General features: G+C 44.4%; 5 protein-coding genes and 1 CRISPR repeat array. Of the genes, 4 read left to right on the top strand and 1 reads right to left on the bottom strand.

Annotated elements, in window-relative coordinates; all coding sequences use genetic code 11:
- Positions 1–128 precede the first annotated feature (128 nt).
- The 4 genes from IQ217_RS18940 (at position 129) to IQ217_RS11590 (ending at position 4,547) form a co-directional block, all read left to right on the top strand.
- Positions 129–2,513: a helicase domain-containing protein gene (locus IQ217_RS18940; protein WP_228025750.1), complete on the top strand. Its 2,385-nt coding sequence runs from the start codon at positions 129–131 to the stop codon at positions 2,511–2,513.
- A gap of 50 nt (positions 2,514–2,563) precedes the next feature.
- Positions 2,564–3,697, top strand: a complete 1,134-nt coding sequence (locus tag IQ217_RS11600; RefSeq protein ID WP_194020060.1) for a coiled-coil domain-containing protein — start codon at positions 2,564–2,566, stop codon at positions 3,695–3,697.
- 251 nt (positions 3,698–3,948) lie between these two features.
- Positions 3,949–4,200 (top strand): AbrB/MazE/SpoVT family DNA-binding domain-containing protein, encoded by a 252-nt coding sequence (locus tag IQ217_RS11595; RefSeq protein WP_194020059.1) that lies wholly within the window; start codon positions 3,949–3,951, stop codon positions 4,198–4,200.
- Positions 4,197–4,547 carry a type II toxin-antitoxin system PemK/MazF family toxin gene (locus IQ217_RS11590; protein ID WP_228024311.1) on the top strand — a complete coding sequence of 117 codons (351 nt, stop codon included), beginning with the start codon at positions 4,197–4,199 and terminating at the stop codon, positions 4,545–4,547. The genes IQ217_RS11595 and IQ217_RS11590 overlap by 4 nt, the downstream gene beginning before the upstream one ends.
- Positions 4,548–4,580: 33 nt before the next feature.
- A CRISPR array of direct repeats spans positions 4,581–12,862; the repeat unit is 36 nt; unit sequence GTTTCCAATCAATTAGTTTCTCCTAGGAATGGAGAG.
- 206 nt (positions 12,863–13,068) lie between these two features.
- Here the strand turns inward: IQ217_RS11590 and cas2 are convergent.
- Positions 13,069–13,347, bottom strand: coding sequence for a CRISPR-associated endonuclease Cas2 (gene cas2, locus IQ217_RS11585; RefSeq protein WP_194020058.1), 279 nt, complete (start codon positions 13,345–13,347; stop codon positions 13,069–13,071).

The raw sequence follows: 13,347 nt of genomic DNA, 5'->3' as shown, positions 1-13,347 counted from the left end.
AATTTGCCACTACTGACCGGCAGATATCATCTTGTTGATGCAGTGGAAAGAGGGTTTTCCATAGCACGGTTTAATGAAAGGTGTTTCTGCCAATTTAATCTAGCCCGTCCCCCAGAGGTTCCACGCCAATGTCTAGTATTGTCGTCACCCGCCATGCCATCCAACAACTAAGAAAACTGCGCTCTGCGATGAACAATCGAGTTATCCCAGAGATTTTTGGTCAATTATCCTTGGATAACACCGCAGGGAACCAAATTCTACGCGATAGTCGGTGTACTGAGTATCAAAAAAGAGGACTGGGGGGAGGCGGTTACCTACGTCTATTTTTTGACGACCATAGTCCCAGCCACTATACAGTGATTGCCGCCGTCCTGCGGGATGATCACACCTATGACCAAGATTTTGATGCCCTACCTAGAAATCCTTGTTACCAATGGCATGGGGAAACCGGTGTGGAATGGGACTGGTTTATCAACGACGGTTACCTCTATTCGGCCCAACGCAGTGACCAACAAATCAAGGATGCAGACGAAGCAGTCAACATCTACCACCACCATCCCTACGATCGCCGTAACCATCCTGATTACCATTACGTCCCCTACCATTCCACCATTCATCAATCTGCCCCCGGCACTGGCAAAACCCTAAACGCCGCAGAGAAAGCTTGTGAATTAGCCTATGCAGGACAAAATGTGGTCTTTCTTTTGCCAGAAGCCTTAATTGATCAACAGGTAACTAAATACCGCTGTATTCGTCAAATTCGCCAAGAATCGGCCGGGGAAAATTTATTTATTGGTACTTTTCAGCAATGGTTAGCGGAAGCCTTTCCCCAATTGCCATTCCAAGCCGCCCCCCCAGCCAAAGAGTTGCAAGTTCTGCAACAAATAGCCCAGCAACATCGCCATTGGGGAACCAGCGGCCGGGACCCCATTACCTATCGAGATGTTTTGCTTTACCAGCTTTACGTACTCAATGAAAATTATCAGGAGGATGATGTTTTTAATGATAATAAGAATCGAATTAAAGAGTTACAAGATATTCGACCCCAATGGTGGCAAGAAGCATGGTCAAGGCAGGAGTTATGCCGTCGGGATTACACCCTAGAATTACTGCAATATATCCAGGAAAATCCCCCTGGTTGCCTTATTCCCGGTTGGAGCACCACTATCATTGCTGATGAAGCCCAAGATTACTTGGTGGAAGAAATTGAGATTATCAAGCAACTATGCCACCATTGGCAAACGGAAGTGAATCATCCAGTTAATCTATGGCTTTTGGGCGATATTAACCAACGGATTGCCCCCGTTGACTTTACCTGGGGAGGATTGCACCTTAATAAAACCAAGGAATTGCCATGGGATAACTACCGCACCACCGAATCGATTCTGACTTTGGCTAACCGCTTTCAGTTAAGGGCAAACGATTCCAGACCATGGGGCGCAAGACAGCTACCCAAACCAACAGATCCTAAATTCTGTTTTGAAAAACCTGGTGATGCAGTCAAGCTTTTGGTTTACCCTGATCGAACTACGGCGGAAACCTTTTTAGAGCCCCTGGTGGCGACTGTTTCCCAACAAATCAGCGAATGGCAGGAAAAACATTCTCTACAATGGCGTTTAGCGGCCCGGGCCAGGCTATTTTGCAGTGACCATTACCATGTCAGCCCGGACCGGGTTAGATTTCTAGAATTTATGCCCGTTTCCCAAGCTAAAGGGCGAGAATTTGACTCCTGCATTGCCTTTTGCCCCTTTGATCTACCTCAAAACGGTGGGCGCATGGAGGCCTATACAAAATGGTACACTCAGCTCACCCGAGCCCGTTCTCGTTTGCTGATTGTCACCACGAAGGCACAGTTAGCAGAACTGGGAGAAGAAATTTTTCAGAATCTTATTATCAGCAAAGATGGAGAAACTTTTAATGCTGTCGAGCAACTGAATTATCAAAATCAGGAGCAGGTTATCGAGGCTCTACGGTGGATTACGGAATTAACCAGCAGTCTGGACACCTCAGAAACAGGAAAACAGGGGCTCAAAAGCATTATTCTGGAAGGCGCTTCACAAGCAGATCCAATACTTTATTATGACCTCTATAACATACTGAAAAACTATGCCACTAGCAGTCAAGATACCATGGCAATCGAGGCAGATATTGTTAAGCTTTTCTTCGGAAATTTAGAATCGCATGCGCCATTAAAAGCATATTTTGAACAACCGGAAGTACGAGAAGTTCCCCGCCTACAAACATTAATTTATCGTTGTCTTGGCCAATCTTGGCAAGCAGCAGAAGTAGCCCAGTCCCTACGGCAGTCTGATCCTAGTATTTATGAAGAAGTTATGGCCGGTATCCAAGAGGATTTACGTCACCGCTGTTTGCCTTTAGAAGCCGATCGCCTGGCAAGCTTTTATGGACTAGTAACCACCAATCGCTGCAATAACTTCCCTTGGCTCAAGACATCAGACAACCTCCTGTCCATACTTAAAACCAGAACGGAACAACGGCTTAAGGTTGGTTAACGTCAATTTATTAATATTTCCCTAACCATTAATTTTGATCTAGTAAACTAATGAAAAATCAAAACTTCACTTCTGACCAAGATACTATTAACGCTCTGGAGCAATTAACTGATTTAATTCGCCAGGGGCTAGAAAAAGCCTGGGATCCGAATATCATTACCCAAGCCAAAGCTGACCTTAGTCAGACCACGGAAACTTGTAAAAAACAGTTTGATACTATTCATCAAGAGGTACAAGAGTTACAGCACTCCTTGGTGGCAATTAACCAAAGAAGTGAGCAGTTAAGGGATGGCGTTAAAACAGCAGAAAAGGTAACTGAAACCATTAACCAGATGGGTGGGCCCGACCAACTGCGCCAAGATTTTAATCGCTTGGAAGAACTACGCTCCGTAACCGGGCAGATTGGCGAAGCTCAGGCTATGGCCCAGCAGTTGCAAAGCCAAACGGAACAGTTACGCACCGATGGCGATCGCCTGGGACAAACCCTAACCCAGCTAGGGGGGGCGGAAGCTTTGTTGGCCCAATTGGCCCAGTTGCAGGACATTGCCTCCCAGTTGGCCGGTTTAGACGGCCGCATTGACCAAACCACAACGGCAGTAATTGACCGTTATGTACCGGATTTTGAAGCGGGAAAAGAGCTCATTGCCCAATGGCGATCGGACATTGAAGGTCAGTTAGGTTCTACGCTTACCACCATAAACCAACAAAAGCAAGAACTAGAAGAATTAATGGGGGATTTGACCGCCCAAAGTCAGCAAATCCGTTGTCAATTGCAGGAATTAGAACAACAACAGCTCAGATTAGAACCCCTACTAACGGCGATCGCCCAACTGGCCGATCAGTTAGGGGAACAGGACTTATTGCAAAAGGTAGCAGCGGATCTCAAGCTTGTAGACGAAAGCATTGCCCAACAACAGCAAGAATTAGTTAGCCTCAAAGCCGATCTGCGGGCTGAATTTCAACGGATGTTTGATCAGGAATTAGAACAATTTAAAAACGAACAACTACAGGTTAATCGACGTTTGCTCTCAGAAAATCGTCAGCTCAAGGAAGAAATTGCCCAAATGTTCCAGGAGTTAAACTACAATGCCGATCAGCTACGCCGTCTCCAAGCAGTCAAATGTGATCGCCCAGTCTGGACTTTGAGCAACCTCCGTCGTCCCACCCTTCCCTACACCGAATAATTGATGGATGTCCCTATGGTGGATTTGTTCACACAGAGGGCATTGGGAATATCTAAACGTGGACTATCTGAAGCCCATGGTTCTGATCAAAGGTCATTAGCCGATGGATATCCTCAACTTTTACCGTCCAATCATCCGCACTGTTCTGCAACCTGATCAAATTCGTACCTGAGACTTGAGCCAACGCTGGTGGATCAGTCGAGGACAAATTATACAAAGTATAATTAAAGAAAAATCCTGAGGATAACGTTATGGATATTCCCCTCAGAAAGTGGGGTAATAGTCTGGGACTCCGAATCCCCCATAAGTTAGTTGAAAGCCTAGCCTGGGAAGAAAATTGCATCGTCGAGCTACAAGAAATGGAGCAATCCCTCGTCATTCGTAAAAAAACAGCACCCCTGGAACTCGATCAACTCCTAGCCAGTATCCCCGCGGATTTTCAATATCCTGAAGATGCCCAGGACTTTGTTGATAGTCCGATGACGGGCCAAGAAATGATATGACAGAACTGATTTATCCCCAACGGGGGGAAGTCATTCGGGTTCAGCTTAATCCAACCCAAGGAAGAGAACAAATGGGAGAGGCTCGCCCCTGTTTGGTGCTTAGTCATACCGCTTTTAATCAGGCCAGGAACGGGATTGTAATTGTTTCCCCCATTACTGGCACCATTAAACCAGAAGTAAAAACTTTGCTCCCCATCCCCGCAGGCTACAAGATAACGGGCTCAATAATTGCTGAACAAATTCGCACTTTAGACCTGAGCCAACGCTGGTGGATCAGCACGGGGGAAATCATGCCAACACCATTGATTGAACAGGTCTTAACGGTTTTACAAGTAATCATCGCCTAACTTTAAGCAATTACTTTCCATGAAACTTACTGAGTTTCCAATCAATTAGTTTCTCCTAGGAATGGAGAAAAATGGTAGTCGACTGCCTCGCGCGGTGGGCTATCGAGTTTCCAATCAATTAGTTTCTCCTAGGAATGGAGAGCCGCCAGGGGTTTTTCATGGAAGGCTGTGTTAGTTACGTTGGTTTCCAATCAATTAGTTTCTCCTAGGAATGGAGAGCAAAGATGTCAGTTACCCTGATTACCATGGACAAGAGTTTCCAATCAATTAGTTTCTCCTAGGAATGGAGAGAACATGGAGATGCTACCGCTCTAAAGAGTAGATAATGTGTTTCCAATCAATTAGTTTCTCCTAGGAATGGAGAGAACTTCTATAGCGCGTGCTGAAAAGTATGCTGACCAGAAAGTAGTTTCCAATCAATTAGTTTCTCCTAGGAATGGAGAGTAAGGATGTAACTCCCGGTTAAACGCATTAATCGGTTTCCAATCAATTAGTTTCTCCTAGGAATGGAGAGCTGTGGTGGTCTGACAGTGTTGAATACTGTCCTGAGGCCGTTTCCAATCAATTAGTTTCTCCTAGGAATGGAGAGTAAGCAACAAACCAGTGTACCGGGTGAGCGAGGTTTCCAATCAATTAGTTTCTCCTAGGAATGGAGAGTAAAGGATTGATTTTCATGAAACACGAAATAGTTTTGTTTCCAATCAATTAGTTTCTCCTAGGAATGGAGAGTTGTTGACGCTTTAACTATTAACATCGATCCCCAACATGTTTCCAATCAATTAGTTTCTCCTAGGAATGGAGAGCTCTCTCTTGAATTGGTATTCATCCTGAAACAAAACAAAGGGTTTCCAATCAATTAGTTTCTCCTAGGAATGGAGAGACATATCCTTTGAACCTGCCTGGCCCTGCTAGGCATTGTTTCCAATCAATTAGTTTCTCCTAGGAATGGAGAGACGCGCGCCTAACTCTGTCCAATCAGGCAGCTATTTGTTTCCAATCAATTAGTTTCTCCTAGGAATGGAGAGTAAGCAACAAACCAGTGTACCGGGTGAGCGAGGTTTCCAATCAATTAGTTTCTCCTAGGAATGGAGAGTAAAGGATTGATTTTCATGAAACACGAAATAGTTTTGTTTCCAATCAATTAGTTTCTCCTAGGAATGGAGAGTTGTTGACGCTTTAACTATTAACATCGATCCCCAACATGTTTCCAATCAATTAGTTTCTCCTAGGAATGGAGAGCTCTCTCTTGAATTGGTATTCATCCTGAAACAAAACAAAGGGTTTCCAATCAATTAGTTTCTCCTAGGAATGGAGAGACATATCCTTTGAACCTGCCTGGCCCTGCTAGGCATTGTTTCCAATCAATTAGTTTCTCCTAGGAATGGAGAGCCCCGAACGGATCAAAGTGGTCAATGACCACATCTGGATCGAGTTTCCAATCAATTAGTTTCTCCTAGGAATGGAGAGCTTGCGGGTCGCCCAGTACAGTTCGCCCTACGGCAGGTTTCCAATCAATTAGTTTCTCCTAGGAATGGAGAGGCCGAGGAACAGAACGCCAACCGTCGCCCCTACTGGGGTTTCCAATCAATTAGTTTCTCCTAGGAATGGAGAGTCAAATTCTATTGTTTCCTTATTGAAAGATCCCTCCACCCGAGTTTCCAATCAATTAGTTTCTCCTAGGAATGGAGAGCCAGATTTATAACGGCACCCCAATTTCTTTACAACCTGTTTCCAATCAATTAGTTTCTCCTAGGAATGGAGAGTAGTGTTCGCATCAGCCGTTTGACCATCACCTTGGGGGTTTCCAATCAATTAGTTTCTCCTAGGAATGGAGAGAGGGCGGTTGAAAATTGCTTGCCGGTCAATTTATGACGTTTCCAATCAATTAGTTTCTCCTAGGAATGGAGAGTAAGATGAAAGCGTCATCGTTATACGATATACAGAAGTTTCCAATCAATTAGTTTCTCCTAGGAATGGAGAGAATAAGGGTAGTTACAAGTGTCGCCCACGGAAGAAGTTTCCAATCAATTAGTTTCTCCTAGGAATGGAGAGTTAATTAAATTAGAAGGGGTCGTACTCAGTAGCCGTTTCCAATCAATTAGTTTCTCCTAGGAATGGAGAGATTCTGCGTTAACGTTGCCCATTCTCAAGCAATGGGTTTCCAATCAATTAGTTTCTCCTAGGAATGGAGAGTTGACGTACGTGATGGATTTACTGTGATTACATTTACCCTGTTTCCAATCAATTAGTTTCTCCTAGGAATGGAGAGTAGTCTCCCTCCAAGGTACGGATACTATCGTTCACCTGGTTTCCAATCAATTAGTTTCTCCTAGGAATGGAGAGGTGTCCATACTTCTGGGCTAAGTCTTCCAGTGAGCCTCCGCGTTTCCAATCAATTAGTTTCTCCTAGGAATGGAGAGCCATACAGCAGGCGGGTTACAGGGTGTTACCCTTTACACTTGTTTCCAATCAATTAGTTTCTCCTAGGAATGGAGAGACAGTAAGGGTTCTTACCCGTGGGGCGTTGCACCAGTTTCCAATCAATTAGTTTCTCCTAGGAATGGAGAGTAACCGGGTAGGTTTTTTTGTGTCCTAAAATAGTCGGTAGTTTCCAATCAATTAGTTTCTCCTAGGAATGGAGAGTCGCCATGAAATGTGACTGTGGAAGCCCTGACCGATGGGCATGTTTCCAATCAATTAGTTTCTCCTAGGAATGGAGAGTCGCCATGAAATGTGACTGTGGAAGCCCTGACCGATGGGCATGTTTCCAATCAATTAGTTTCTCCTAGGAATGGAGAGAACTAACACTAAACAAGGATGAATTATGTCTAATCTAATCGGTTTCCAATCAATTAGTTTCTCCTAGGAATGGAGAGAACTAACACTAAACAAGGATGAATTATGTCTAATCTAATCGGTTTCCAATCAATTAGTTTCTCCTAGGAATGGAGAGCCCAAAAAGCCGCTGAAGTCAAAGTCAATAAGTATCGGATCAGTTTCCAATCAATTAGTTTCTCCTAGGAATGGAGAGCCCAAAAAGCCGCTGAAGTCAAAGTCAATAAGTATCGGATCAGTTTCCAATCAATTAGTTTCTCCTAGGAATGGAGAGTTTTTTTGCCTTTTGTATTGTATGGAATGCCGGTTGGGGAGTGTTTCCAATCAATTAGTTTCTCCTAGGAATGGAGAGGACGACATCATGGTCGGACGTGGATTCCCTGCCGTGTTTCCAATCAATTAGTTTCTCCTAGGAATGGAGAGTCAACGAAAGCAATTCCAACTTCGTCCGGTGTGAATGCTGGAAGTTTCCAATCAATTAGTTTCTCCTAGGAATGGAGAGATGATTAATTCAAGCGGTCAAGGAACCGCCCAGGGGGTTTCCAATCAATTAGTTTCTCCTAGGAATGGAGAGACGTCTACAACGAAATGACCGCCGGCCTTGCCGAGGTAGGGTTTCCAATCAATTAGTTTCTCCTAGGAATGGAGAGTTACTTGGTACGAAAAGATCCTTAGTCAAGAAGAAATGTTTCCAATCAATTAGTTTCTCCTAGGAATGGAGAGTTCCCAAAGGGTCACAATCCCCAAGGTAACTATAAATGGCCATGAGTTTCCAATCAATTAGTTTCTCCTAGGAATGGAGAGATTGCAATGGACAATTAGTGGCAAATTTTGTCACCTATGGGGTTTCCAATCAATTAGTTTCTCCTAGGAATGGAGAGAGCCTGATACTTCCCCAGCATGGGCCACACCGATCAATGGTTTCCAATCAATTAGTTTCTCCTAGGAATGGAGAGCACTTTTGGAATGTCGTTGCAAATGCGGGGCTGTCAAGGTTTCCAATCAATTAGTTTCTCCTAGGAATGGAGAGTCGCAAAAAAGTGATTCTTGTTAGCCTTAGTTATGGGTTTCCAATCAATTAGTTTCTCCTAGGAATGGAGAGAGGAATGGAAGGATCAAGACAACCGGGCTTCTTGGTTTCCAATCAATTAGTTTCTCCTAGGAATGGAGAGCCGGTATCAAGGTATTAGTAGGGGACCTTGATTGATCGGGTGGTTTCCAATCAATTAGTTTCTCCTAGGAATGGAGAGCCAACAGACATACCCAAATGTCTAGGTCAGGCCCTGACAAAGTTTCCAATCAATTAGTTTCTCCTAGGAATGGAGAGACTACTACCCGTGATTGGTGTGACGGTTTCATCATCACGTTTCCAATCAATTAGTTTCTCCTAGGAATGGAGAGTGCGGAGCTTATGCTTCCTGGCATCCCGAATACGGATCAGTTTCCAATCAATTAGTTTCTCCTAGGAATGGAGAGAGGCTGAGTGTAGTCAATGACCACATATTCCGCGAGGTTTCCAATCAATTAGTTTCTCCTAGGAATGGAGAGTATGCCATGTATGCCTGGGAGTTAACCTTTAGCCAGTCGGAAGTTTCCAATCAATTAGTTTCTCCTAGGAATGGAGAGAGGAGATCAAGACATGAGCAAGAAGAAGACCACTGCCGTTTCCAATCAATTAGTTTCTCCTAGGAATGGAGAGAAGGGGGCTGTTCAGTTTGATAGCTGCGACCAGCTTCCTGTTTCCAATCAATTAGTTTCTCCTAGGAATGGAGAGTTCTCCTATTGCCCAGATGAATAGGCACTCACCCCAAGTTTCCAATCAATTAGTTTCTCCTAGGAATGGAGAGCAAATGTCTCAATCAAGCCTTGGTCAACTCCCATGAGTGTTTCCAATCAATTAGTTTCTCCTAGGAATGGAGAGTCATGCCTCCTGCCGCACGTAGCGGCTATATAGGTCAGTTTCCAATCAATTAGTTTCTCCTACGAGTGGAGAGACGTTATCTCAGTGGGTCTAAACGGATCAGCCACGGCAGTATTTGTTTCCAATCTATTAGTTTCTCCTACGAGTGGAGAGTAATACCTGGAGCAATCAACCTCCCTTCCTCAGGTGTTTCCAATCTATTAGTTTCTCCTACGAGTGGAGAGTTAATGGAGCAATGTTAGCTGATGTCGCATTTAATCAAGTTTCCAATCTATTAGTTTCTCCTACGAGTGGAGAGTGGGCCTGGGCCAGGACCCGGGTCAGGTCGGGTCGGGTTTCCAATCTATTAGTTTCTCCTACGAGTGGAGAGTCCCCCAACAAGACCCCCAGAGGGTCTTTTTTTTTGTTCATTTTTCCTGTTTTGTTGTTTCCAATCTATTAGTTTCTCCTACGAGTGGAGAGCAGCGTCATGCTTTTCCTCTACGCACGGAACAGGTAATGGTTTCCAATCTATTAGTTTCTCCTACGAGTGGAGAGATATTAGTAACATTACCAACATTCCAACTGTCCAACGGTGTTTCCAATCTATTAGTTTCTCCTACGAGTGGAGAGGAAGATGATTTTGAGGAGGTTATTAATATTTCCTTAAGTTTCCAATCTATTAGTTTCTCCTACGAGTGGAGAGCTTTAAGCAGAAGGGATGCAGGTGATTGTGTGAAACGATGTTTCCAATCTATTAGTTTCTCCTACGAGTGGAGAGAAATATAGTTTCTCTGCAGGATAAGGCTGCTTGTCTTCGGGTTTCCAATCTATTAGTTTCTCCTACGAGTGGAGAGAGAACTTCTACGCCGTTAAAGCCGGTCATAAGTTCAGCACCGTTTCCAATCTATTAGTTTCTCCTACGAGTGGAGAGTTCATGAACTATACCGCCCTTAGACACCTAGGGGGTTTCCAATCTATTAGTTTCTCCTACGAGTGGAGAGAGAGTGGTTTGACCAAGTGGTTGCTCGTCGGGCTGCCCGTGCCGCTCGTGTTTCCAATCTATTAGTTTCTCCTACGAGTGGAGAGATAGAGGACTTTGTAGCTATCGTCTATGACGAAATAGTTTCCAATCTATTAGTTTCTCCTACGAGTGGAGAGTGATTACAGGAATTCTATCCACATAACATTATAGATTAATTACAGTTTCCAATCTATTAGTTTCTCCTACGAGTGGAGAGGGGGGATGAAGTCTGCGTGGGTAGCCACGCAGATGGTAGTTTCCAATCTATTAGTTTCTCCTACGAGTGGAGAGTTGTAGCGAAGAAAATAGTACTCAATCGCACTGGCAGGGTTTCCAATCTATTAGTTTCTCCTACGAGTGGAGAGAGTCGTTGACGAGATTCCCGATGCGGCGATCGCCAAGTTTCCAATCTATTAGTTTCTCCTACGAGTGGAGAGCCCGTGTTAGTTCCCCCCACCAGGAAAACCCGGACTGTTTCCAATCTATTAGTTTCTCCTACGAGTGGAGAGCGCCGTGGTGTTCACATCCGCCGCCGATAAGGCATTGGGTTTCCAATCTATTAGTTTCTCCTACGAGTGGAGAGTTGCTGTTGTAGCAACGGTAATGTTTGCAGGCAAAGTTTCCAATCTATTAGTTTCTCCTACGAGTGGAGAGTGTCGGCTAAAGCATTAGTGGCTTGTTGAAGATCTAAGTTTCCAATCTATTAGTTTCTCCTACGAGTGGAGAGAAGCATCACAGTAAAGACCGAATCCGCCTCACGCCCTTTTTCTGTTTCCAATCTATTAGTTTCTCCTACGAGTGGAGAGCCAGTTGAGGGATGTCACCGGACTACCCCTCAACGAGTTTCCAATCTATTAGTTTCTCCTACGAGTGGAGAGCCGCAAGGTACAGCGTCAATCCGCTGAGTACGCAGACAGAGTTTCCAATCTATTAGTTTCTCCTACGAGTGGAGAGTAAAAAGCATGAATGTGTTATTCGTTTGCCAGGAAGTTTCCAATCTATTAGTTTCTCCTACGAGTGGAGAGTTCCCTAGGGAAGACTTTCGAGTTGAATACAACGAAGTTTCCAATCTATTAGTTTCTCCTACGAGTGGAGAGCTCTTTTGTTAAGATTAAAGGCAATCATAATGCGCTAGTGTTTCCAATCTATTAGTTTCTCCTACGAGTGGAGAGCGCAGCGATTGGCGGTGCCGAAGGGCTCCACCGCGGTTTCCAATCTATTAGTTTCTCCTACGAGTGGAGAGTCGTGGCTATGGCTGATTTTAAAAAGCGACAACACGGTAGGTTTCCAATCTATTAGTTTCTCCTACGAGTGGAGAGGTCAAGGGATATACGTACCCCTACGGCCCGTGCCGGTTTCCAATCTATTAGTTTCTCCTACGAGTGGAGAGAACATAATTATCTCCATTGTGGACACCTTTCTCCGTTTCCAATCTATTAGTTTCTCCTACGAGTGGAGAGACTGGGTTTACCCGTGGTCGTCTTGCAGGTCATGGGTTTCCAATCTATTAGTTTCTCCTACGAGTGGAGAGTGCTGTTTTAGCTGTTGTACGACCAGGTGCCTCTGCTTGTTTCCAATCTATTAGTTTCTCCTACGAGTGGAGAGTTCCTTTGGGCTATCACAGGTGTTCCGAGTAGCCAAGTTTCCAATCTATTAGTTTCTCCTACGAGTGGAGAGTTGGAACGTTTCTGTCTGTCTGCTCGCTTTGTTCTGGTTTCCAATCTATTAGTTTCTCCTACGAGTGGAGAGCCCAGGAAAAGACAGAGTACAAAGCAAACGGGAATGGCAACGGGTTTCCAATCTATTAGTTTCTCCTACGAGTGGAGAGAAAATTTATGACCTCGGAATGAAAGGGGAATATCCGTTTCCAATCTATTAGTTTCTCCTACGAGTGGAGAGATTATATGTAGAAAGCCCGCTTCTAAACCTGTCTCTGTTTCCAATCTATTAGTTTCTCCTACGAGTGGAGAGTAATAAAGGACTAATAAGCATTGAAGAGATAGTAGAGAGTTTCCAATCTATTAGTTTCTCCTACGAGTGGAGAGCACAACGTTCTGCCATATCCCATACAGCTTCACCGGTTTCCAATCTATTAGTTTCTCCTACGAGTGGAGAGCTACTGGGCCTGATACCCAAGACGCTTTCCCCGCCAGTTTCCAATCTATTAGTTTCTCCTACGAGTGGAGAGCTACTGGGCCTGATACCCAAGACGCTTTCCCCGCCAGTTTCCAATCTATTAGTTTCTCCTACGAGTGGAGAGTCCCCCGAACGCTTCAATTATTTGGCGCACTAGGTAAGTTTCCAATCTATTAGTTTCTCCTACGAGTGGAGAGCATCTGTAGTCTGATGGACTGGGCAGATGAAGCCTATGTAAGTTTCCAATCTATTAGTTTCTCCTACGAGTGGAGAGCCCCGAGGTAGCCACTCAGTGGTTGTACGATGAGTTTGTTTCCAATCTATTAGTTTCTCCTACGAGTGGAGAGAAGGCTTTCAGCTTTGCCTCAGGTTATACCAAGAATAGTTTCCAATCTATTAGTTTCTCCTACGAGTGGAGAGTGACCCCATTTTAAACCCTTATGGAGCAAGGTATCCAGCCACCATCTGCGAGGCTCAGCAAAAATTGACCATAATCGGAAAAGCTCAACGCAAAAATAGCGGCTGAAACCCTTATACAGCAAACCATCGAGGCTCCCAACGAAAAACGGGCATTACAGTGATTTTCCACCAGCTTCATAATAGTACACCAATAATTAGCATAGATTTTAAACAATGACCGAGCCGGGGGGCTTAGTTAGCGGTGGTCCCCCCCAAATATCAACCTGGGTGAGGGTATGTCCAGACAAAGGATAAAAGCGTAAACTATCCTCCTCCGATTGATAAATTTTGCGGAGACGTTTTTGCAATTCATTAAACTTAGACTTAGACAACGTACATTCAAAAACAGAATATTGCACCCTTTGGCCATAACCCTCCAATAAATCGGCCATCTTTTTACGACGGCGATCATCAGGAATATCGTAGGCAATAACATAGAGAAACAT

This window comes from Synechocystis salina LEGE 00031 (assembly GCF_015207985.1).
GTDB classification, from domain to species: domain Bacteria; phylum Cyanobacteriota; class Cyanobacteriia; order Cyanobacteriales; family Microcystaceae; genus Synechocystis; species Synechocystis salina.
This window is presented reverse-complemented; position numbering and strand designations above follow the sequence as displayed.

Coding starts and splice junctions, on each gene's coding strand:
- IQ217_RS11595 (WP_194020059.1), top strand. CDS start 3,949: ATGGATATTCCCCTCAGAAAGTGGGGTAATAGTCTGGGACTCCGAATC.
- IQ217_RS11600 (WP_194020060.1), top strand. CDS start 2,564: ATGAAAAATCAAAACTTCACTTCTGACCAAGATACTATTAACGCTCTG.
- IQ217_RS11590 (WP_228024311.1), top strand. CDS start 4,197: ATGACAGAACTGATTTATCCCCAACGGGGGGAAGTCATTCGGGTTCAG.
- IQ217_RS18940 (WP_228025750.1), top strand. CDS start 129: ATGTCTAGTATTGTCGTCACCCGCCATGCCATCCAACAACTAAGAAAA.
- cas2 (WP_194020058.1), bottom strand. CDS start 13,347: ATGTTTCTCTATGTTATTGCCTACGATATTCCTGATGATCGCCGTCGT.